The organism is Telluria sp. ZB4P36 (assembly GCF_059685865.1).
In genome coordinates this window covers 1-21603 of record NZ_JCASIE010000013.1, presented here as the reverse complement: position 1 = coordinate 21603, position 21603 = coordinate 1, and the positions used below count along the sequence as shown (strand labels likewise).

General features: G+C 65.8%; 24 protein-coding genes. 12 read left to right on the top strand and 12 right to left on the bottom strand.

The genetic code is table 11. The annotated features are described in order from the left end of the window. Window positions 1-74: 74 nt before the first annotated feature. The 7 genes from AC56LK_RS16740 to flhD form a co-directional block, all read right to left on the bottom strand. Window positions 75-440, bottom strand: a complete 366-nt coding sequence (locus AC56LK_RS16740) for a response regulator (RefSeq protein ID WP_436105262.1) — start codon at window positions 438-440, stop codon at window positions 75-77. Between the two features lie 71 nt (window positions 441-511). Then, the gene (locus AC56LK_RS16735) at window positions 512-1060 is read right to left on the bottom strand and encodes a chemotaxis protein (protein WP_497185625.1); all 549 of its coding nucleotides are present in this window, start codon (window positions 1058-1060) and stop codon (window positions 512-514) included. A 19-nt stretch (window positions 1061-1079) separates the two neighbouring features. Further along, the gene (gene motB, locus AC56LK_RS16730) at window positions 1080-2024 is read right to left on the bottom strand and encodes a flagellar motor protein MotB (protein ID WP_497185624.1); all 945 of its coding nucleotides are present in this window, start codon (window positions 2022-2024) and stop codon (window positions 1080-1082) included. Window positions 2025-2076: 52 nt separating this feature from the next. After that, window positions 2077-2931, bottom strand: a complete 855-nt coding sequence (gene motA, locus AC56LK_RS16725; protein WP_497185623.1) for a flagellar motor stator protein MotA — start codon at window positions 2929-2931, stop codon at window positions 2077-2079. A 131-nt stretch (window positions 2932-3062) separates the two neighbouring features. Then, the gene (locus tag AC56LK_RS16720) at window positions 3063-3806 is read right to left on the bottom strand and encodes a class I SAM-dependent methyltransferase (RefSeq protein WP_497185622.1); all 744 of its coding nucleotides are present in this window, start codon (window positions 3804-3806) and stop codon (window positions 3063-3065) included. Beyond that, window positions 3803-4402 (bottom strand): flagellar transcriptional regulator FlhC, encoded by a 600-nt coding sequence (gene flhC / locus AC56LK_RS16715; RefSeq protein ID WP_497185621.1) that lies wholly within the window; start codon window positions 4400-4402, stop codon window positions 3803-3805. Before flhC ends, AC56LK_RS16720 begins: the two co-directional genes overlap by 4 nt. A gap of 59 nt (window positions 4403-4461) precedes the next feature. Further along, window positions 4462-4779 (bottom strand): flagellar transcriptional regulator FlhD, encoded by a 318-nt coding sequence (flhD, locus tag AC56LK_RS16710; RefSeq protein WP_036248842.1) that lies wholly within the window; start codon window positions 4777-4779, stop codon window positions 4462-4464. A 538-nt stretch (window positions 4780-5317) separates the two neighbouring features. Between flhD and kynB the strand changes: the two genes are divergently transcribed. The 6 genes from kynB to AC56LK_RS16680 are packed head-to-tail and all read left to right on the top strand — an operon-like array spanning window position 5318 to window position 9615. Further along, window positions 5318-5965 carry an arylformamidase gene (gene kynB / locus AC56LK_RS16705; protein WP_497185620.1) on the top strand — a complete coding sequence of 216 codons (648 nt, stop codon included), beginning with the start codon at window positions 5318-5320 and terminating at the stop codon, window positions 5963-5965. Next, window positions 5962-7230 carry a kynureninase gene (gene kynU / locus AC56LK_RS16700; protein ID WP_497185619.1) on the top strand — a complete coding sequence of 423 codons (1269 nt, stop codon included), beginning with the start codon at window positions 5962-5964 and terminating at the stop codon, window positions 7228-7230. The genes kynB and kynU overlap by 4 nt, the downstream gene beginning before the upstream one ends. A 9-nt stretch (window positions 7231-7239) precedes the next feature. After that, window positions 7240-8082 carry a tryptophan 2,3-dioxygenase gene (gene kynA, locus AC56LK_RS16695; protein WP_497185618.1) on the top strand — a complete coding sequence of 281 codons (843 nt, stop codon included), beginning with the start codon at window positions 7240-7242 and terminating at the stop codon, window positions 8080-8082. A gap of 50 nt (window positions 8083-8132) precedes the next feature. Then, window positions 8133-8684: an RBBP9/YdeN family alpha/beta hydrolase gene (locus AC56LK_RS16690; protein ID WP_497185617.1), complete on the top strand. Its 552-nt coding sequence runs from the start codon at window positions 8133-8135 to the stop codon at window positions 8682-8684. Then, window positions 8681-9220 carry a GNAT family N-acetyltransferase gene (locus AC56LK_RS16685; protein WP_497185616.1) on the top strand — a complete coding sequence of 180 codons (540 nt, stop codon included), beginning with the start codon at window positions 8681-8683 and terminating at the stop codon, window positions 9218-9220. Before AC56LK_RS16690 ends, AC56LK_RS16685 begins: the two co-directional genes overlap by 4 nt. After that, window positions 9217-9615, top strand: coding sequence for a GFA family protein (locus AC56LK_RS16680; RefSeq protein WP_497185615.1), 399 nt, complete (start codon window positions 9217-9219; stop codon window positions 9613-9615). Before AC56LK_RS16685 ends, AC56LK_RS16680 begins: the two co-directional genes overlap by 4 nt. Window positions 9616-9661: 46 nt before the next feature. Here the strand turns inward: AC56LK_RS16680 and htpG are convergent, their stop codons facing one another. Further along, complete coding sequence (htpG, locus tag AC56LK_RS16675) at window positions 9662-11581, bottom strand: molecular chaperone HtpG (RefSeq protein ID WP_497185614.1); 1920 nt, start codon at window positions 11579-11581, stop codon at window positions 9662-9664. A gap of 190 nt (window positions 11582-11771) precedes the next feature. Between htpG and AC56LK_RS16670 the strand changes: the two genes are divergently transcribed. Next, on the top strand, window positions 11772-12254 hold the full coding sequence (locus AC56LK_RS16670) for a VOC family protein (protein ID WP_497185613.1): 483 nt from the start codon (window positions 11772-11774) through the stop codon (window positions 12252-12254). Here AC56LK_RS16670 and AC56LK_RS16665 read toward each other — a convergent pair. Continuing rightward, window positions 12251-13666, bottom strand: a complete 1416-nt coding sequence (locus AC56LK_RS16665) for an aminotransferase-like domain-containing protein (protein WP_497185612.1) — start codon at window positions 13664-13666, stop codon at window positions 12251-12253. The two genes, AC56LK_RS16670 and AC56LK_RS16665, sit on opposite strands and share 4 nt — an antisense overlap. Window positions 13667-13780: 114 nt before the next feature. Here AC56LK_RS16665 and AC56LK_RS16660 point away from each other — a divergent pair, with 114 nt between their 5' ends. The 4 genes from AC56LK_RS16660 (at window position 13781) to AC56LK_RS16645 (ending at window position 18050) form a co-directional block, all read left to right on the top strand. Then, window positions 13781-14692, top strand: coding sequence for a DMT family transporter (locus tag AC56LK_RS16660; protein ID WP_497185611.1), 912 nt, complete (start codon window positions 13781-13783; stop codon window positions 14690-14692). A gap of 67 nt (window positions 14693-14759) precedes the next feature. Next, window positions 14760-15221 (top strand): RidA family protein, encoded by a 462-nt coding sequence (locus AC56LK_RS16655; protein WP_497185736.1) that lies wholly within the window; start codon window positions 14760-14762, stop codon window positions 15219-15221. Window positions 15222-15347: 126 nt separating this feature from the next. Beyond that, window positions 15348-16541, top strand: a complete 1194-nt coding sequence (locus AC56LK_RS16650; protein WP_497185610.1) for an aminotransferase-like domain-containing protein — start codon at window positions 15348-15350, stop codon at window positions 16539-16541. A 180-nt stretch (window positions 16542-16721) separates the two neighbouring features. Next, complete coding sequence (locus tag AC56LK_RS16645) at window positions 16722-18050, top strand: diguanylate cyclase (RefSeq protein ID WP_497185609.1); 1329 nt, start codon at window positions 16722-16724, stop codon at window positions 18048-18050. Here AC56LK_RS16645 and AC56LK_RS16640 read toward each other — a convergent pair. After that, window positions 18047-19621: an FGGY-family carbohydrate kinase gene (locus AC56LK_RS16640; RefSeq protein ID WP_497185608.1), complete on the bottom strand. Its 1575-nt coding sequence runs from the start codon at window positions 19619-19621 to the stop codon at window positions 18047-18049. The two genes, AC56LK_RS16645 and AC56LK_RS16640, sit on opposite strands and share 4 nt — an antisense overlap. 109 nt (window positions 19622-19730) lie before the next feature. Between AC56LK_RS16640 and AC56LK_RS16635 the strand changes: the two genes are divergently transcribed. Beyond that, window positions 19731-19994, top strand: a complete 264-nt coding sequence (locus AC56LK_RS16635; RefSeq protein ID WP_497185607.1) for a hypothetical protein — start codon at window positions 19731-19733, stop codon at window positions 19992-19994. A gap of 8 nt (window positions 19995-20002) precedes the next feature. Here the strand turns inward: AC56LK_RS16635 and AC56LK_RS16630 are convergent, their stop codons facing one another. Together AC56LK_RS16630 and AC56LK_RS16625 are read right to left on the bottom strand one after the other, a co-directional pair. Further along, the gene (locus AC56LK_RS16630; RefSeq protein WP_497185606.1) at window positions 20003-20554 is read right to left on the bottom strand and encodes a hypothetical protein; all 552 of its coding nucleotides are present in this window, start codon (window positions 20552-20554) and stop codon (window positions 20003-20005) included. A 106-nt stretch (window positions 20555-20660) separates the two neighbouring features. After that, window positions 20661-21603 (bottom strand): RNA-guided endonuclease InsQ/TnpB family protein (locus AC56LK_RS16625; protein WP_497185605.1); only part of this gene is annotated, 943 nt, incomplete at its 5' end.

The window sequence follows — 21603 nt, the reverse complement described above, 5'->3', positions numbered from 1 at the left end:
CCCGCTGCGTTACGGTGTCAGGGCGCATCGAAAAACCGCGAATGCGACGCGCAGTAGGTTTTTCGGTGCGTCCATTAGCCGATGACCTTTTTGACCACTTCGATGAGACGCTGCGGATCGAACGGCTTGACCAGCCAGCCGTTGGCGCCGGCGGCGCGACCCTTGGCCTTCATCTCGTCCGAGGATTCGGTGGTCAGCATCAGGATCGGGGTCTTTGCATAGTTCGGCAGCGTGCGCAGGGTCTTGATCAGGGCCAGGCCGTCCATGCGCGGCATGTTCTGGTCGGTCAGGACCAGGTCCACGCTCTGCAGCTTCGCCTTGTCGAGGCCATCCTGGCCGTCGACCGCTTCCACCACGTTGTAGCCGGCCGCCTTCAGGCTGAAGGCCACCATCTGGCGCAGCGAACTGGAATCGTCGACCGCGAGAATCGTTTTTGCCATGTTTTGCTCCTGCTGTTTTATTCCGGTATGTTCCGGTTGAAATGAAGTGGCTGAATGGTCGGTCAGCGAACTCAGAAGAGTTCGATGTCCCCGCTTTCGAGGTGCTGCTGTTCCACCGACTTGCGCAGCATGCTGCGCAGTTCGAGCGACTGGATCGCCAGCGCCATGCTGACCTTGCCCAGGCGATCGACGATCTCGTCGCTGTCGGTCTCCGGTGCGATCTCGGCGCCGTGCTCGCTGAGCGTGCCCAGGAATTCGCGCAGGCCGGCCACGCGGCGCAGCGTACGGTCGATCAGCTGGCTGGTCATGTCCTGGAACTGCATGCTGGTGATGGCCGAGTTCACGTGCTGGCCGATCTCGCCCGACATGTCGGACAGCCGGGCGCTGTCTTCCGCGCTCGGGGTCTCGCCGGCCAGCAGGCGGTTGATCGCTTCCTGGCGCGTACCGACCGCGGTGTGGATGGCCATGAAGCTGCTGGTCAGCTTGTCGATGGCTTCTTCCAGCAGCAGCTCGGTCTGCAGGAGGTCGGTCTCGACCTCGGTCAGGTGACGGCGTCCGTGGATGGCCACGCCCGACAGCAGGCGCTTCACGTGCGATCCGAGGATCTTTTTTCTTTTCATTCCAGTCTCCAGTCCTGGATCATTGTGCGACGGTCGCAGCGCCGGCGGCGGCGACCGCCCCGGCCGCCGCTGCGGGTTGTTGCGCCGGTACGTCGAGCGAAGCGGCGTCGCGCTGGACGGCCTCCTCGGTCTTCTTGTTCATCACGATGATGCTGATGCGCCGGTTAATCGGGTTGAACGGGTCCTTGCGGTCCAGGTGGGCGGCCGAGGCCAGGCCCACCACGCGCAGCACCTTGTCGTCGCCCAGGCCGCCGCGTACCAGTTCGCGGCGCGAGGCGTTGGCGCGGTCGGCCGACAATTCCCAGTTGCTGTAGCCGGCGTCGCTGAAATACGGGGTGGCGTCGGTGTGGCCCGACAGGCCGATCTTGTTCGGCACCTCGTTGAGCACCATGCCGATGATATTCAGGATTTCCTTGGTGTAGGGCTGCAGTTCGGCCCTGGCCAGCGCGAACATCGGGCGGTTCTGCTCGTCCACGATCTGGATGCGCAGGCCTTCGCTGGTGATGTCGAGCAGCAGCTGGTTCTTGTACTTCTTGAGCAGCGGGTTGACCTCGATGACCGATTCGATCTTGGTTTTCAGGGACTGCAGGCGCTCGGCTTCCGCTTTCGCCACCTGGGCCTTGGCGGCTTCGAGGTTGTAGGTCTTCGAGGTCGGGTCGACGTCGCCCTTCTTGACCTGGCCGTTGCGGCGGGTCAGGTCGGTGCCGCCGCCCTTGATCACGGACGAGGAATCGCCCGCGCCCGAGCCGCCCGCCATCGCCACCTTGAGCGGGGTCTTGAAGTATTCCGAGATGCCTTCCAGGTCGCCCTTGGCGGTCGAGCCGAGCAGCCACATGAGCAGGAAGAAGGCCATCATCGCAGTGACGAAGTCGGCGTAGGCGATCTTCCAGGCGCCGCCGTGGTGGCCGCCGGCGACCTTCTTGATGCGCTTGACGACGATGGGGCGCATGTTTTCGTCAGCCATGCTTCCTCCCTTCGTTCGGCGTCAAGTGATTGGACAAGAGCGGCATGCCTGCTTACTTCTTCTTCTTGATGTGTTCTTCAAGCTCGGCGAAGCTCGGGCGCTCGGTCGAGTACAGCACCTTGCGGCCGAATTCGACGGCCAGCGCCGGCGCATAGCCGTTCAGGCTGGCCAGCAGGGTGACCTTCACGCACTGGAACATCTTGGTCGACTCTTCCAGCTTCTGTTCCAGCACGTTCCCCAGCGGCGAGACGAAGGCGTAGGCCAGCAGGATGCCGAGGAAGGTACCGACCAGCGCTTTCGCGATCAGGATGCCCAGCTCGGCCGGAGGCAGGCCCACCGATTCCATCGTGTGGACCACGCCCATCACCGCCGCCACGATACCGAAGGCCGGCAGGCCGTCGCCGACCTTGGCGATCACGTGGGCCGGGATCGCGCCTTCGTGGTGGTGGGTCTCGATCTCGTTGTCCATCAGGTTTTCGATCTGCATCGCATCCATGTTCCCCGAGACCATCAGGCGCAGGTAGTCGGTCATGAATTCGATGATGTGGTGGTCGGCCAGCACCGCCGGGTACTTCGAGAACAGCGGCGAGGCTTCCGGTGCCTCGATGTCGCCTTCGATCGACATCAGGCCTTCCTTGCGCACCTTCGACAGCACGTCGAATTGCAGGGCCATCAGCTCCATGTACATGTCCTTGGTGTACTGGGAGCCCTTGAAGATGGTCGGGAAGGCCTTGGCGGTCGCCTTCACCGACTTCATGGTGTTACCGACAAAGAATGCGCCGATCGCAGCGCCGCCGATCATCAGCAGTTCGAGCGGCTGCCAAAGCGACGCGATGTGGCCGCCAGACCAGACGAAGCCGCCGAACACGCTGGCACAGACGATGATGTAACCGACAATGACTAACAAGGGAATTCCGCTCCAGAAAGGCCGGACTAGACCGGCATGCTCAAATTAAGTGATTTCGGGAAAAGTTGATGCAGGGAACCACTCTAGCGGGAGAATGGCCCATGGGCAAGTACAAAGCCCCCATTTGTCGCCTAAAAGTGCCAGATATGCAGGGCCGGGCCACCCTCTGTGGGATAGACGGTACGGTTCGGTAAACGATCGTCAATGACGAATTCGTAACTGAGCAGCAGCGAACCCGGACGCATCTCGCGCGCGGCCTTGCGCCACAGCGCCCCCATGGCGGCCGGAGACAGGTAGGCGAAGACCACATCGTAGTCGGCGAAATCGAGGTCTTCGTAGTCGCCGCGGATGAAGCGCGCGCGGCTGCCGGCCAGGCGCGCGCGCAGCCGGCTCACCAGCCAGGGCAGCGGCGCCAGCTCGATGCCGCTGGCCTCGATGCCGGGCCGGCGCCCTGCCAGGTCCAGCACCAGGCCGCCCAGGCCGCTGCCGATGTCGATCACGCGCACCGGATTCCTATCCGGAACAAGCGCGGCGACCGCCTCCCATACGCGCCGGTTGGACGGGTAGTACGGCACCTGGGTACGGTAGGTGGACCAGTACAGCAGCAACAGGAACAGGAAGATGGCGAGGAAGACCAGTGGCGGGACCGCCAGCCGGGTGGCGCCGGCCAGGGCGGCCGGGAACAGCAGCTGGATGGCGCGCCACCAGCTGGCCAGGCCGCGCCACCAGCTCAGGGCGGCGGCGATGAGGCCCTGGATCACCGCCACGCCGAGGTAGGACATCGGAACGCCGGCCGTGGCCAGCAGCCAGGTGAGGGCGAGCGTCAGGGGAAAGGCGGCGGCCTGCAGCAGCAGTGCCGCGACGGCGGGTTTCACTCCGGAGACTGGTTGACGCCCTGGCTTGCGGCGGCGTCCCTGGCATCCTGGGCGTCCTGCGCCTCTTTGGCGTCCCTGGCCTTGCGGGTCTTGCCGGCACGCGAAGGCATGTGGCACAGGCCGCACAGGTAATCCGCGTTCAGGTCGAGCGCATTGACGATGAACTTGCCCTGGCACTTCTGGCACGGGACCAGCACCAGCATGCCGCTCTGGAAGAAGCGCACCAGGGTCCAGGCGCGGGTGAGCGAGAGCAGCGGCTCCTCGCCCGGCTCGGGCGGCATCTGTTCGAGGTAGAGTTTATAGGCCTTCATCACCGCCTGGATGCCGGTGGCGCCGGCATGTTCGACCAGGAAGTTGTGGATGTTGATGAACAGCGAGGAATGGATGTTCGGCTGCCAGGTCAGGAACCAGTCGGTCGAGAAAGGCAGCATGCCCTTGGGCGGAGAGACGCCCTTGAGTTCCTTGTACAGCTTGAGCAGGCGCTCGCGCGAGAGCGAGACTTCGGTTTCGAGCAGCTGGAGGCGCGCTCCCAGGTTGATCAGTTCGATCGCAAGCTGGATTTCCTGCGCTTCCGACACGACACTTTTCTTGCTCATCCCTGCTCCCGCCACTAGTACTGATGTGCGATCCCGGCGGGATCGCGTCTAGCGGGATTTTATACGATCTCTTCGACCGGCTGGCCGGCCATCAGGATGGCGGCGTGCGACTGGGCCAGGCTGCGCTCTTTGGTATGGCTGGTCAGCATCGACAGGATGGCGGTGTCGTCGAAGCGGAAACGGGCCAGCATCATGTTGCCGCTTGCCAGCTTCAGGATCTGGGCGTTGCTCATGCCCTCGATCAGGTCGGCGATGTCGGCCGAGACGCCGAGACGGAAGATGGCGGTGACTTTGTCGGCGCGGATCATCTGCTGGGCCAACATCAGGTAGCTCAGGTTTGCGTCGCGGATTTCAGCCATCATGTCGTTCATCGTCATTTCTATCTCCGTATCCGTTGGTTCGGCGACTTGCGTGTTGCCGATGAGATAGATTCTGACCGTGGGGAAACTTTTTAGATATTGGACGAACTCTGTATTTTTCGTCCGCGAATGACGGACAGGACCCGTAGGAGTTTGTCTGACAAACCCTGCTGGATCACTCTGGCGCCCCTATGAAAACAGGGGCTGGGGGAGGTGCCGCGAAGTTGACACTCCGGGCCAAATTGTGGCGCCCGAATCTGCTTCTGTCGTGCGCTTGCTACGATTTACGTCAAGCTTTGGGAGAACTTTAGGGTTTTCGCAAACTATTTTTTCAATCTTTTGCTGCCCTCTCTACCCTTTAACGGAGCGCCTGGGGAGAACTTTAGGGTTTTTTGAAAATATTTTTCAAGACCCTTTACTGCGCTTCTGGTAGGGGTAACGGCAGGGGTTTGGAGAACTTGAGGGTCTGTCGAAAATTTTTTGAAGTTTTTTTCGTTCACTTGCTACACTGCGGCCCTGAATAAACTTCAGGCCTCAACTATCCTTTAAGGCAAGCATGGAATCTTTACGACTCTGGGACATCAGCCCGACGATCTCGGCTGCCATCCCGGTCTGGCCGGGCGACACCCCCTTCGAGGCCTCCCCGACCTGGGAAATCAAGGACGGCTGCCCGGTCCAGGTCAGCCGCATGACCATGACGACCCACCTCGGCGCCCATACCGACGCCCCCAGCCATTACGACCCGGCCGGCAAGTCGATCGACCAGGTCGACCTGCGCCCGTATATCGGCGCCTGCCGCGTGATCCACTGCCTCGGCGTGGCGGCGGTGGAGCCGGCCCACCTCGCGGGCAAGCTGGACGGCATGCCACCGCGCGTGCTGCTGCGTACTTACGCCAGTGCGCCACAGGAGGCCTGGGACCCGGCCTTCCCGGCCATCAGCCCGGCCGCCATCGAACTCCTGGCGAGCAAGGGCGCGATCCTGGTCGGCACCGACGCGCCCTCGCTCGACCCGCAGGATTCCAAGACCCTGGACGCCCACCACGCGGTGCGCGCCGGCGGCATGGCCATCCTGGAAGGCATCGTGCTGGACGCGGTGCCCGAGGGCGACTATGAACTGGTCGCCCTGCCCCTGAAATTCGCCGGCATGGACGCCAGCCCGGTGCGCGCCATCCTGCGCGCCCTACCCGCCAAGGAAAGCGCATGAACATCTTAGTGAATCAACCCGTCACCCGCGCCGACTGCGTCGCCCGCGACGAGCGCGACCCGCTGCGCGCCCTGCGCGAGCGCTTCGACCTGCCCGCAGGCCTCATCTACCTGGACGGCAATTCGCTCGGCGCCCGTCCGAAGGCGGCATTGGCGCGCGCCCAGGACGTCGTGGCCCGCGAATGGGGCCAGGACCTGATCAAGAGCTGGAACACGGCCGGCTGGTTCGACCTGCCCAAGCGCCTCGGAAACCGCCTGGCACCGCTGATCGGTGCGAAAGAAGGCGAAGTGGTGGTCACCGACACCACCTCGCTCAACCTGTTCAAGGCGCTGGCCGCCGCGCTGCACCTGCAGGCCCAGGGCCCTGGTTCCGCACGCCGTACCATCGTCACCGAACGCAGCAACTTCCCGACCGATATCTATATGGCGGAAGGACTGGTTCAGTGGCTGGAACGCGGTTACCGCGTGCGCCTGGTCGATTCGGTGGACGAGATTCCCGCCGCCGTGGACGCCGACTGCGCGGTGCTGATGCTCACCCACGTCAACTACCGCACCGGCTACCAGCACGACATGGCCGCCCTCACCCGCCATGCCCACGCGGCCGGCGCGCTGGCGGTCTGGGACCTGGCCCACTCAGCCGGCGCGGTGCCGGTCGACCTGCAGGCGGCGGAAGCCGACTTCGCCGTGGGCTGCACCTATAAATACCTGAACGGCGGACCCGGCGCGCCGGCCTTCATCTGGGTACCGCAGCGCCACCAGGCGGCCTTCGCCCATCCACTCACCGGCTGGTGGAGCCATGCGAAGCCCTTCGCGATGGCACACGGTTTCGCGGCCGTTGACGGCATCGGGCGCGCCCTGTGCGGCACCCAGCCGGTGGTCTCGCTGGCCCTGGTCGAGTGCGGGCTCGAGATCTTCGAAGAGACCAGCATGGAGGCCATCCGCGCCAAATCGCTGGCTTTGACCGACCTGTTCATCGAGCTGGTCGAAGCCAGCTGCGCAGGCCATCCGCTGGGCCTGGTGACGCCGCGCGAGCATGCACGGCGCGGCAGCCAGGCCAGCTTCACCCATCCGCACGGCTATGCGGTGATGGCGGCATTGATTGCGCGCGGCGTGATCGGCGACTACCGCGAGCCGGAGATCATGCGCTTCGGCTTCACCCCGCTCTACACCAGCTTTGCCGACGTCTGGGACGCGGTGGCGATCCTGAAGGACATCCTCGACAACCAGGCCTACGATACCCAGGCCGAACGCAGCGCAGTGACCTGAGGAGCCCATATGAACGACCAAGCCAACAACAAGGCGGAGTGGCACGGCGCGAAGCTCGACTTCAAGGAGTCCATGAGCTACGGCGACTACCTGGGCCTGGACCAGATACTGTCGGCCCAGCACCCGCGCTCGCCCAACCACAACGAGATGCTGTTCATCATCCAGCACCAGACCAGCGAGTTGTGGATCAAGCTGATGCTGCATGAGCTGCAGGCGGTGCGCCGCCACGTCCGCGAAGACAACCTGCCGCCGGCCTTCAAGATGCTGGCGCGGGTGGCGCGCATCATGGACCAGCTGGTGCATGCCTGGGACGTGCTGGCGACCATGACGCCGCCCGAGTACACGGCGATCCGTCCCTACCTGGGCGCTTCCTCGGGCTTCCAGTCCTTCCAGTACCGCGAGCTCGAATTCATCCTCGGGAACAAGAACGCGAACCTGCTCGCCGTCCACGAGAAGTCGCCCGAGGCGCATGCCGTCCTCGAACGCGAACTGCATACGCCTTCGGTCTACGACGAGGCGGTGATGCTGCTGGCACGCAGCGGCTTCGGAATCGCGCCCGAGCGCCTGGCCACCGACTGGACCCGCCCCACCGAGGCCGACGACACCGTAAAAGCGGCCTGGCTGGGCGTCTACCAGGATACCGAGCACCACTGGGCGCTGTACGAGCTGGCCGAAAAGCTGGTCGACCTGGAGACCGCCTTCCGCTTCTGGCGCTTCCGCCACGTGAGCACGGTCGAGCGCATCATCGGCTTCAAGACGGGCACCGGCGGCACCTCGGGCGCCAGCTACCTGCGCAAGATGCTCGACGTGGTGCTGTTCCCGGAGCTGTTCGCGCTGCGTACCGCACTCTGACGCCGCTTTCGCCGTACAATCGCCGTTGATCTTTCATTAACGGAGGCGCGATGAAGTGCGACGTACTGATCCTGTCAGGCCTGTGGAACTCCGGCCCCGAGCACTGGCAAACCCAGTGGCAGGGGCGCTATCCTGCCTGGACCAAGGCCCAGCACCGCGACTGGAACTGCCCGGACCGCGACGAATGGGTGGCCGAGCTGGATGCCGCGATCGGCGCCTGCAAGGGCGCGCCGATCCTGGTCGCGCACAGCCTCGGCTGCATGCTGGCGGCGCACTGGGCGCTCAGCGGCTCGCCGCTGAAGGTGGCCGGCGCCTTCCTGGTGGCGCCGAGCGACGTCGAGGCCCCGACCTATCCGGTGCCGGTCAACGGCTTCGCGCCGATTCCGCTCCAGGCCCTGCCCTTCCCGAGCCTGGTCATCGCCAGCACCGACGATCCCTATGTCTCGAACGAGCGCGCCGCGGCCTTCGCCCAGGCCTGGGGCAGCCGCCTGATCCAGATCGGCGACGCCGGCCACGTGAACGCGGATTCGGGCCACGGCCCCTGGCCCGAGGGCGAGCGCCTGCTGCAGGAATTCTGCGACGAGCTCGGACACACGACATGACGATCCTGGCTACGCCACGCCTGCGCCTGGAACCCATCTGCCCCGCGCACTACGAGGGCCTGCGCGTGCTGAACGCCGATCCGGCGGTGCAGCGCTATATCGCGGGCAGGCCCGAGACGCCCGAGGAAACGGCGGCCATGATCGCGCGCGTCCAGGGCCGCTGGAAACAGTTCGGCCATTCGTGGTGGAGCTTCATCGAACAGGACAGTGGAGAACTGGTCGGCGCCGGCTGCATCCAGCACCTCGGCCACGATCCCGCCAACGAGCATGAGATCGGCTGGCGCCTGCGCCCGGACCGCTGGGGCCGCGGCTATGCGACGGAAGCGGCGCGCCGCATGGCGGCCTTCGCCTTCGGCGAGCTGAAGGCGCCGCTGCTGGCGGCGATCTGCCATCCGGACAACGCGGACTCCAGCAAAGTGATGCAGCGTCTCGGCATGCGCTACCGGGGCGAAGAAACCTGGCACGGGCAGACGGTGTCGGTCTACGACATCAGCGCGCAAGCCTGGGCGGCCGCAGAACGCGTCAACAGAGCATGAAGACTTACCACGGCAGCTGCCACTGCGGCAGCGTGCGATTCGAAGCCGACATCGACCTCGGCGCCGGCACCATCAAGTGCAACTGCACGATCTGCAGCAAGATGCGCTTCTGGGCGGCGCAAGTTCCCTCGGCGGCGTTCCGGCTGCTGGCCGGCGCCGAGACGCTGCGCGAATACCGCTACCACACGCGCCGCGACGCCCATTACTTTTGCGGGAACTGCGGCATCAATACCTTCTCCACCGGCGACTCGCCCTCGCTGGGCGCTTTCCACGCGGTAGTGCTGGCCAGCCTGGACGACCTGCCGCCCGCGGAACTGATCGCCGCACCGGTGCGCTACCTCGACGGCCGCAACGACAACTGGACCACGCCGCCGGCAGAAACCCGGCACCTCTGAGCGGAAAACCGGGGCACAGGCCCCGGTCGCTCATTTACTTACTTCGCTACTTGGCGGTCGCGAGCAGCATCTCGTTCAGGCGCTTCACGAACGCGGCCGGATCGCTCAGGCTCCCGCCCTCGGCCAGCATGGCCTGGTCGAACAGGATGTGCGACCAGTCGGCGAAGCGGCCACCGTCCGCATCCTCGTACTTCAGGCGCGTCACCAGCGGGTGGTTCGGGTTGATCTCGAGGATGGGCTTGGATTCCGGCGCATTCTGGCCGGCCGCCTTCAGCATGCGCAGCAGGTTGCCCGACAATTCGTTCTCGTCCGCGACCAGGCAGGCCGGCGAATCGGTCAGGCGGAAGCTGACGCGCACGTCCTTGGCCTTCTCGCCCAGCGCGCCCTTCATCTTCTCGACCAGTTCCTTGTAGCCGGCTTCGACCTCAAGGTGCTCCTTCTTCTCGGCTTCGTCCTCGAGCGCACCCAGGTCCAGGCCGCCCTTGGCGACCGACACCAGTTCCTTGCCCTCGAACTCGCTCAGGAAGGACAGCATCCACTCGTCGACGCGGTCCGTCATCAGGAGCACTTCGACGCCCTTCTTGCGGAAGATCTCCAGGTGCGGGCTGTTCTTCGCGGCGCTGAAGCTGTCGGCGGTGACGTAGTAGATCTTGTCCTGGCCTTCCTTCATGCGCTTGACGTAGTCCTCGAAGGACACGGTCTGCTCGTCCGATTCATTGGCGGTCGAGGCGAAGCGCAGCAGCTTGGCGATACGGTCCTTGTTGGTGGCGTCCTCGCCGATGCCTTCCTTGAGCACCTGGCCGAACTCTTTCCAGAAGGTGGCGTACTTGTCCTTGCCGGCCTGCTCTTCCGAGTTGGCCATCTCTTCCAGCATGCCCAGCACGCGCTTGGTCGAGCCTTCGCGGATCACCTTCACGTCGCGCGACTCCTGCAGGATCTCGCGCGAGACGTTGAGCGGCAGGTCGGCCGAGTCGATCACGCCCTTGATGAAGCGCAGGTAGGTCGGCATCAGCTGCTCGGCGTCGTCCATGATGAACACGCGCTTGACGTACAGCTTGATGCCGGCACGCTTGTTGCGGTCCCACAGGTCGAAAGGCGCGTGCGCCGGCACGAACAGCAGCTGGGTGTACTCGCTGCGCCCTTCCACCCGGTTATGGGTGTAGGCCAGCGGTTCCTGGAAGTCGTGCGAGACGTGCTTGTAGAACTCGTTGTACTGTTCTTCGGTGATGTCGCTCTTCGAGCGCGCCCACAGCGCGCTGGCCTGGTTGACGGTCTCGAACTCGTCCTTCAGCACGGTCTGCTTCTTCTCTTCGTCCCACTCTTCCTTCTGCATCACGATCGGCAGCGAGATGTGGTCCGAATACTTGCGGATGATCGATTTCAGCTTCCAGGACGACAGCAGCTCTTCCTCGCCGGCGCGCAGGTGCAGGATCACGTCGGTGCCGCGGCCCGGCTTCTCGATCGATTCGATGCTGTAGTCGCCCTCGCCGGTCGACTCCCAGCGCACGCCTTCCGAGGCGAAGGCGCCGGCGCGGCGGGTATTCACGATCACGCGGTCGGCCACGATGAAGGCCGAGTAGAAGCCGACGCCGAACTGGCCGATCAGGGCCGCGTCCTGCTGCTGGTCGCCCGACAGCTTGCTGAAGAATTCCTTGGTGCCCGACTTGGCGATGGTGCCCAGGTGCGAGATGACTTCGTCGCGGCTCATGCCGATGCCGTTGTCCGAAATCGTGAGGGTGCGCGCATCCTTGTCGAAGCTGACCTTGATCTTCAGTTCATGGTCGTTGCCGTACAGGGCGTCGTTGTTGATCGCCTCGAAGCGCAGCTTGTCGGCCGCGTCGGAAGCGTTCGAGATCAGTTCGCGCAGGAAGATCTCCTTGTTCGAATACAAGGAGTGGATCATGAGCTGCAACAGCTGTTTTACTTCTGCCTGGAAGCCAAGGGTTTCTTTTTCGGCGACTGCCATCTTGTTCCTCGTAAAAAACATGGGTGGGTGGTTCAACTCGGAGGCATATAGGGGTGGGCAGACCGATTTCAAGGGTCTTTTTGGCAAGATTCGCGGCGGCCGGACTTTTTATTGTGCCGCCTGTCGAATCCGGGCCTCCCCGTTCGTCGTCCTGACAGCAGCACCCCACAACGAATACAGGAGATCGATCATGAACCAGGCAGTGCGTCCCATCCCCGAAGGCTTCCACAGTGTCACCCCGCACCTGGTCTGCGAAGGCGCGGCCAAGGCCATCGACTTTTACCGCCAGGCCTTCGGCGCAGTCGAAATCGACCGCATGCCCGGCCCGGGCGGCAAGATCATGCATGCCAGCCTGCGCATCGGCGATTCGGTGCTCATGCTGTGCGACGACTTTCCCGAGTACGGCAGCCGCGGGCCGCTCGCCCTGCAGGGCTCGGCCGTGGTCATTCACCTGTACGTGCCTGATGCCGACGCGGTCTGGGAACGCGCACTGGCGGCCGGCGGCAAGCCGCTGATGCCGCTGGACAATACGTTCTGGGGCGACCGCTACGGCCAGCTGGTCGATCCCTTCGGCCACCGCTGGTCCATCGCCACCCACCTGCGCGACATGACGCCACAGGAAATCCAGGACGAGATGGCGAAGGCGATGCCTGGCAACTGCCCGGGCGCCTAAGCCCCCAGGGCACGTTCAAGCAGGCGGATCGTGGCCGCGTCCTGCAGCGCCGCGACGTTCAGGCGCATGCGGGTCGACGGCAGCTGGTTTGGCGAAAACAGGCTGCCCGGCGCCAGCAGCAGGTCGTCCTGCATGGCCCGTGCGGCCACCACGTTGGTGTCGCGGCCGGCGTCGACCCAGACGAACATACCGGCGCTCGGGGCCGGTTCCGGCCGCAGGCCGAGCGCCTCCAGCTGGCGCAGCGCCTTCGGGCGCACCGCGTCGAGCCGGCTGCGCACCCGGTCCAGGTGCTTGCGGTAGAGGCCTTCGGACAGGATCTTGTAGACCACGCGTTCGCCGATGTCGCTGGTGGTCAGCGTGGCCAGCATCTTGCGGTCGGCCAGGCGCTGCGCCCGTTCGCCGGATGCCGCGATGAAGCCGACGCGCAGGTTCGGGGCCATCGATTTGGAGAAGCCGCCCAGGTAGATCACCTGGCGCAGCCCGTCCAGCGCGGCCAGGCGCGTCGCATTCCCGGGGTGGAGATCGGCATAGATGTCGTCTTCCACCACCGTGAAGCCGAATTGCTCGGCCAGGCGCAGCACCTGGAAGGCCTTGGCCGCCGACAGCGAGGTCGAGGTCGGATTGTGCAGCACCGAATTGACCACGTACAGGCAGGGCCGGTGCAGGGCCGCCAGCGCGGCCAGCTGCTCCAGGTCGGGCCCGTCGGCGAGACGGCGCACGCCGACCACGTTCAGGCCCATCGCGGAGAACGAGCCGAACATCAGGAACCAGGCCGGATCGTCGACCAGGATGGTATCGCCCGGCCGGCAGAATTCGCGCGCGACCAGGTCGAGCGCCTGGGTCACGCCCACGGTCATCACGATCTGCTCGGGCGGCGCCTCGATCTCGAACTCGGCCAGTTTCAGTTGCAGCTGCTGGCGCAGCGGCAGGAAGCCCTGCGGCGCGCCGTAACCGAGGAAGCCTGCGCTGTTCTGCCGGCTCAGGCCGGCCAGGGCCTTGGCTACCGCGGGGCCGTCGAGCCAGTCGGCCGGCAGCACGCCCGCCCCCGGCGAATGCTGGAGCGGGGCCTGGCGGAACATGCTGCGGATCAGCCAGGCGACGTCGAGGGTGGCCGCGGCACTGGGCGCCGGCGCCCTGGTATCGGCCCCGGATTGCGGCCGCACCCGCTCCCGCACGAAGAAGCCGGCGCCGCGCCGCGAATCGAGGTAGCCCTGCGCCACCAGCCGGTCGTAGCTGGCCACGACCGTGAACGGCGACACGCCGTGGCTCGACGCGAAGCGGCGAATCGAGGGCATCCGCGCGCCGGGGCGCAGCAGGCGCTCGTCGATGCGCGCGGCCAGCGCACGCACGATCTGGTCCGCCAGCGGCTCGCCGGCGTCGCGCGCCAGGTTCAGGATGGGCGTATCGGTCATGTCACCATCACAGTGAAGAAATTAAGTGTCGAAGTGTACTGGGACTGTGTTGGTCCGCAGCGCTAGCATAGACCTGACTCCATGACCGCCGCAAGCATTTCGACAAGGATTTCCATGCGCACCGCCAGCCCCGCAGCCGTTTCAACCACCACCGTCCGTGACGAAAACTGCGGCATGCTGCTCGGCCTGCTCGGCGTGGCGATGTTCAGCCTGACCATCCCGTTCACCCGCATGGCCGTCGCCGAGCTCGACCCCGTGTTCGTCGCGCTCGGCCGCGCACTCGGGGCCGCCCTGCTGGCGGCTGGCTGGCTGGCCTGGCGCCGCGCACCCCTGCCGCCGCGCAGCGCCCTGGTTCCGCTGGCCCTGGTGGCGGCCGGCTGCATCGTCGGCTTCCCGCTGCTGACCTCGATCGCCCTGCGCAGCGTGCCGGCCTCGCACGGCGCCCTGCTGGTCGGCGTGCTGCCGCTGGTCACCGCACTGTACGCGGCCTTGCGCGGCTACGAACGGCCCTCGCGCGGCTTCTGGGGCATGGCCTTGCTGGGATCCGGCCTGGTGGCCGCCTTCGCCCTGGTCGAGGGCGGCGGCAGCCTGCACCTGGCCGACCTGCTGATCTTCGGCGCCGTGATGGCGGCGGCGGTCGGCTATGCCGAAGGCGGCCGCCTGTCGCGCAGCCTGGGCGGGCCGGAAACCATCTGCTGGGCCCTGCTGCTGGCGGCGCCGGCGGTGCTGGCCGCCCTGGCCTGCTACGGCGTCCCGGCCCTGGGCGCGGTCGGCGCCCGCTCCTGGCTGGCGTTTGCCTACGTCACCGCCTTTTCGATGTTCATCGGCTTTTTCTTCTGGTACCGCGGCCTGGCCCTGGGCGGCGTGGCGCGGGTCGGCCAGGTGCAGCTGCTGCAGCCCTTCCTGAGCCTGGTCGGCGCCAGCCTGCTGCTGGGCGAGGCGCTGACCCCGGCCAACGTCGCCTTCGCGCTGGCCGTGGCCGCCGTCGTGTTCGGCGGACGCCGGATGGCGGTACGCCAGCAGTAAAAACACGCTCCAGGCGGCCGGGTGGACGTACAATACCGGCTTCTTTCACCGCAACGTCATGAAAATTATGTCCGTCTACGACAAACTCAAAGAACTGAACATCACCCTGGCTGCACCGGCCACCCCGGCTGCCGCCTACGTCATGTACGTACAGACCGGCAATCTCGTGTTCATCTCGGGCCACATCGCCAAGAACGCCGACGGTTCGCCGAACACCGGCATCCTGGGCAAGGACAAGACCACCGCGGACGGCCAGCTTGCTGCGCGCTCGGTCGCGATCGACCTGATCGGCACCCTGCAGGAAGCCGTCGGCGGCGACCTGACCCGCGTCAAGCGCATCGTCAAGGTGATGAGCCTGGTCGCCTCGACCCCGGAATACAACGAGCAGCACCTGGTCACCAACGGCTGCTCGGAACTGATCGGCGAAGTCTTCGGCGAAGCCGGCAAGCACGCCCGTTCGGCCTTCGGCGTCGCCTCGCTGCCGCGCGGCACCTGCGTCGAGATCGAAATGATCGTTGAAGTTGCCTAAACATTTGTTCAATTAATACCGATCGCGGGCTGGGCCTACCCGGCCCGGTCCATCCCGAGGCCGCCTACCCGCGTGCCTTATAATGGTCCGGCACTACCCGTGCGGTCCCTTCCTGTGAGATAGAGCATGAAAATCGAGAATCCAAATCCCATCCAGTGGCAGTTTTCGGAGCGCGCGCAGCAGCTGCAAAGCTCGTTCATCCGCGAAATCCTGAAGATCACCCAGCGTCCGGAGATCATCTCCTTCGCCGGTGGCCTGCCGTCGCCAGCCACTTTCCCGGTCGAGCGCATGAAAGAAGCGTACGACAAGGTCCTGAGCGAGGCCGGCAAGGTCGCGCTGCAGTACGGTCCGACCGATGGCTATGGCCCGCTGCGGGAATGGATTGCCAACTCGCTCTCCACGGAAGGCAGCCGCATCCAGCCTGAACAGATCCTGATGACCTCGGGCTCGCAGCAGGCACTCGACCTGCTGGGCAAGGTCCTGATCGACGAAGGCAGCCGTGTGCTGGTCGAGACCCCGAGCTACCTCGGCGCCCTGCAGGCCTTCTCGGTTTACCGTCCCGAATTCAAGTCGGTCGACACCGACGAGCACGGCCTGGTCCCAAGCTCGATCGACGCCGTGGCCAAGGGCGCGCGCCTGCTGTACTCGCTGCCGAACTTCCAGAACCCGACCGGCCGCAGCCTGTCGCTCGAACGCCGCCAGGAACTGGTGGAAACCTGCGCCCGCCTGGGCGTGCCGCTGATCGAGGACGATCCCTACGGCGCCCTGTCCTACCGCGGCGAGCCGATGCCGAAGATGGTCGCGATGAACCCGGACGGCGTCATCTACATGGGTTCCTTCTCCAAGGTGCTGACCCCGGGCATCCGCCTCGGCTACGTCTGCGCCCCGCTGCCGCTGGTGCGCCGCCTCGAGCTGGCCAAGCAGGCGGCCGACCTGCACACCGCCCAGCTGACCCAGATGGTGGTGCACGAAGTGGTGAAGGACGGCTTCCTCGACCAGCACATCCCGACCATTCGCAAGCTGTACGGCGACCAGTGCCAGGTGATGCTGGACGCGATGACCGAGCACTTCCCGAGCAGCGTGACCTGGACCAAGCCGGAAGGCGGCATGTTCATCTGGGTGACCCTGCCGAAGAGCATCGACGCCATGAAACTGCTCGATCAGTCGCTGGCGGCCCGCGTGGCCTTCGTGCCGGGCGCGCCGTTCTATGCGAATGAGCCGGCCAGCAACACCCTGCGCCTGTCCTTCGTGACCGTGCCGCCGGAGCGCATCCGCGAAGGCATCGCCATCCTGGGCAAGCTGATCAAGGACATGCTGTAATCCGTCCCTGACATCTGCTCGAGACCGCCGGCCTGCCCGGCGGTTTTGCTTTTTTGTCATGACAAGTGGATATTAGGCAACATAGTATCCACAAGTCACGCCGATGGGAGTATCATCGTTCGCAGCCTTACTTTTCGGCAACTTAGCGATCGTATGAATTCCCCTTGCCCAGCGTTTTCGATGCCCGTCCGCCAGACGACGATCCTGATCGTCGACGATGCGCCGGACAGTCTCGACATGCTCAACGAAATGCTGCGCAGCGAGGGCTATCACACCTTCGTCGCCAACTCGGGCAAGCGCGCCATCGAGCTGGCCGAGCGCGTGCAGCCGGACCTGATCCTGCTCGACGTCCTGATGCCGGGCATGGACGGTTTCGAAACCTGCCGCCGTATCAAGGCGCATCCGGAAACGACCGGTATTCCCGTCATCTTCATCAGCGGCTGCAGCACCACCGACGATGTCGTCTCCGGCTTCGACCACGGCGCGGTCGACTACATCTCGAAGCCCGTGCGCCTGCCCGAAGTCAGGGCGCGCGTGCGCTCCCAGCTGCAGACACAGTCCAGCAGCGAACACCAGAAACGCCAGACCCGCCGCCTGCGCATGATCGTCGAAGGCATGGACGAAGGCCTGATGCTTGTCGGCGCGGACGGACGTATCCAGTATGCCAATCCGGCCAGCGAGCGCTTCCTGGGATGCAAGGAGACCGAACTGGCCGGCCGGCCCCTGGCTGCGCTGCTGGCGGAGCCTGCCGCGAACGACTACGCCGCCTATTTCGACCGGCGCGACGCCGCCCTGCTGGAGCGCTGCCGCGGCACGCGCGAGGTGCTGCTGCAGCAAGCCGACGGCAGCCTGCGCCCGATGGACCTCAACCTGTCGCCGATGGCGGCGGGCGAACAGCTCTATGTCGCCCTGCTGCACGACATCAGCCACCACAAGCGCTCCGAAACCGCCCTGCAGCAGGCGGCCCTGGCCGACCCCCTGACGGGGATCGCCAACCGGCGCCAGTTCGACGCCTGCCTCGAGAAGGAATGGCAGCGCGCGATCCGCACCGCGCGGCCGCTGTCGCTGCTCGTCCTCGACGTCGACCACTTCAAGCTCTACAACGACCTGCTCGGCCACGCGGCCGGCGACGTCTGCCTGCAGGCGGTCGCGGGCTCGCTGCAGGCGCATGCCTTGCGCGCGACCGACCTGGCGGCGCGCTATGGCGGCGAAGAATTCGTGCTGCTGCTGCCGGATACCCCGCATCCGGGCGCGGCCAAGATCGCCGAATCGATCCGCGCCGACATCGAACGCCTGCGCGTGCCGAATCCGCGCTCGTCGACCTCCGACTTCGTCACCGTCAGCGTGGGCGCGGCCACCTTCGTGCCGACCCAGTTCGACGACATCCACTCGCTGTTCCTGGCCGCCGACCGCGCCATGTACGACGCCAAGGCGGCCGGGCGCAACCAGGTACGCTCGGTCGAAGGCGGCTACACCTGGGACGCCATGCAGCGCGCGCTGGCGCGCTAGAAGCGCTGCGGGTAGCCGGTGATCCTGGCGATGTCGCGGTACATCGGCTGCAGCCGGCGGTACATCTTCAGGTAAACCTCGCGGTACAGCCGGTCGTAGACCGCCTGGTTCGCCGCAATCGGCTCGAACACCCGGCCCACCCGCGTCATGGCCTTGATGGCCGTCGCGAAATCCGGATACAGGCCCAGCCCCACGGCGGCGTCGATCGCCGCGCCCAGTCCCGAGGTCTCGTACACGTGCGGGCGCGCGGTCGGCAGGCCGAAGATGTCGGCGGTGAGCTGCATCGCCGCGTCGCTCTGCGAGCCGCCGCCCGACACGCGCAGTTCAGTGATGCGGGCGCCGCCGCGCCGCTCGATCCGCTCCTTCCCCTCGCGCAGCGCATAGGCCAGGCCTTCCAGAATGGCGCGGTAGACGTGGGCGCGCGTGTGCACGTCGCCGAAGCCGATGATGGCGCCCTTGGCCTCACGCCCCGGCACCCGGATGCCCGGCGTCCAGTAGGGCTGCAGCATCAGGCCCATCGAGCCGGGCGGCACGGCGTTCGCCAGCTCGTCGAACAGGCGTTCGGGCGCCACGTCTTCCAGCAGCGCGCGCGACTGCTCGTGGTGGCCGAACTGCTCCTTGAACCAGTTGACCATCCAGTAGCCGCGGAAGACCTGCACTTCGGTACTGTAGGCGCCGGGGATCGCCGCCGGATACGGCGGCACGAAGGGCGTCACCTCGAGGTAGCGGGTGGTGGTGGTGTTGATGGTGGCCGTGGTGCCGTAGCTCAGGCAGCCCACCTGGGGCGTGCTGCAGCCGGCGCCGATCACTTCGCAGGCCTTGTCGGCGGCGGCGGCCAGCAGCGGCAGGCCTTGCGGGATGCCGGTCCCTAGCGCCGCCTGCGCGCCGATCACGCCCAGCTGCGTGCCCGGCTCCTGCAGATCGGGCAGCATGTGCGGCTCCACCGCCAGCGCCTGCCACTTCCAGTCGCGCCGGCCGGCCCACCTGCGCCGGCGGTAGTCGAAAGGCAGATAAGCCACCTGGGAGCCGGACGAATCGGCGAAGCGCCCGCACAGGCGCCAGTTCAGGTAGCCCGACAGCAGCAGGAATTTATCGGTCGCCTGCCAGACCTCGGGCTGGTGCGCGCGGATCCAGTTGATCTCGGCTTCGCCGCGGAAGTAATCGATGGTGCCGTCGACCCGCGCCAGCCTGAAGGCGGTGCGCCACAGCGGGCCGATCGGCGGCACGGTCTCGGTGCGGCGCTGGTCCAGCCAGGTGATGGCGGGTCGCAGCGGCCTGCCCTCGCGGTCGAGGTTGATCACGGTGCCGCGCTGGGTCGTCAGCGCCACGCCGGCAATCCGGGCGCGCTCGGCGCCAGGCTGGGTCCACAGTGCTTGACACGCCTGGCACAGCGCCTGCCAGAAGGCCTCGGGTTCATGCTCGACCCAGCCGGGATGCGCACTCGTGTAGTCCAGCAGCGCGACCTGGGACTTGGCGACGATGCCGCCCTGCAGGTCGAACAGGATGGCGCGTACGCTCTGGGTGCCGTTGTCGATCGCGAGGATCAAGGGTTCGCGCATGGTATGCCGCATGTCTCTTTTCTCTTGTTATGTACAGCCATTGCCGATTAAGCCAGAATAAGCCCTGGTCCTCAAGCGTATTGCCGACATGAATGACAATCGAAGAAACGAACTAAGGCGGATGGCTTGGGAGATCCATGGCGCCGTGGAAGACAGCTACCTCCACCACCCGGCCACCAGGGACGATCCGGAAGCCTGGCGCGAGAAACAGCGCCTGCTGCTGGCGGACATGGCGATCCACCTGCTGCAGACGGCGTTGAAACCGGGCGACATCGAACTGGAGAAGCTGAGGAATAACCTGCACGCGATCCTGACGATTTCGGATCAGTTCCTGCCGCAGGCCGGCTTGAAAGCCGCGACCGACAAGCTGTATATCGACCGCTGACGCGGACCTTATTGCTGGCGGCCTTTCAGCTGTTCCACGACATACGACAGCCACTTGTCATCCGGGTTGGGCCGGCCGCGCACGGTCTCGATATGCTCGAAGCTGCGCCAGGTGGCCGGTTTGCCGCGGAAAACCAGGTAGTGTTCACCGACCACGAAGTTCGGCCGCAGGACGCAATCGGAATCGTTGTGCAGGCGGCCACCGCCGCGCTGCCAGAATGCCTGGTCGCTATGGTCGCTCGATGAAGCTGCGCGCCGCGTCTCGCCTTTCGCGCCGATGAGGACAAATCCTTGTTCGTCAGGCCCCAGGATGCGCTGCTGAACCTCGAACTCGTACTCGACGGACTGGCGTCCGCCATACGCGGGAAGCGGCGTGGGAGTCGCTCGGACCACCCTGGCGACGGAGACATCGGTGGCGAACGCAAGCAACTCCTCCGGTGTCACGACCTGTTCGCGTGGAGGGACAGAGCAGGCATGGCCGAGCGGACTTGCCAATGCCCCCAGCAGCAGCGCGACGCAGGACCGCTTGATGGCATCCCGCCTGAATGATGTGATGAACACTGCTGGCCTCCTCCCGTTGACTGATCAGGCATGGTAACAGTGCCCGGGGGTAGAAATGCTCGCTCTGTCACAAGCGTGCCCGTCCCTGTCGGTTCGGCCGCCGCTGCTATCGAAAAGGTGGACAAAAGTGTGCACCGTTCTCTTCCTGCCCCGAGCCGTCCGGCTGACCGGGCTCGTGCCTGACAGGCGTGACTTTCCCGCCTGCCGCCGGCACCAGGCCGGCGGCAGTGCCCGGCGTTACCGCCTGGCTTGCCACGGGTAGCGCCTTTGCCGCCGCGAGGGCGCCGGTGGCGAGCCGTTGCAGATTGATCGCGGCGTTCACGTCGCGGTCGTGGTCGGCGCCGCACCCGCCGCAGGTCCAGCTGCGCTGGCCCAGGGCGAGACCGCCGTTCTTCGCGCCACACCTGGAGCACAGCTTGCTGGACGGGTACCAGCGGTCCGCCAGCACCAGCTCCGTGCCGTAGCGCAGCGCCTTGTATTGCAGCTGGCGCCGGATTTCGTAGAAACCGACGTCGGCGATCGCGCGCGACAGGCGCACGTTGGCCAGCATGCCCTTCACGTTCAGGTCCTCGATCACGACCGCTTGGTTTTCGCGGCAGAGACGGGTAGTGAGCTTGTGGAGGAAATCGTGGCGCACCCGCGCGATGCGCGCGTGCAGGCGCGCCAGTGCCTTGCTTGCCCTGGTCCGGTTGTTCGACACCGGCAGCCGCGTGTCCTTCGGGATCCGGCCTTTGATTCCGGCCGCGGCCTTGGCCGCTTTCAGCTTGCGCGACAGGCGGCGACTGCGGATGCGTACCCGCCGCAGCGCCGCCTTCAAGGGGCGCGGCGCGGCGATCTTCTCGCCGGTCGACAGGGTCGCGGCGCTGCTCACGCCCAGGTCGACGCCGATGACCCCATCCGCGGTCCGGGAACGGCGCGCTTGCTGGTCCGGCACGTCGACCTGGACGGTGAGAAACCAGTATTCCGCCTCGCGCGCGACACTTGCGCCGAGTATCCTGCCGGGCCAGCGCAGCGCCTCGCGCAGCGCCACCCGGCCGAGCCTGGGAAGC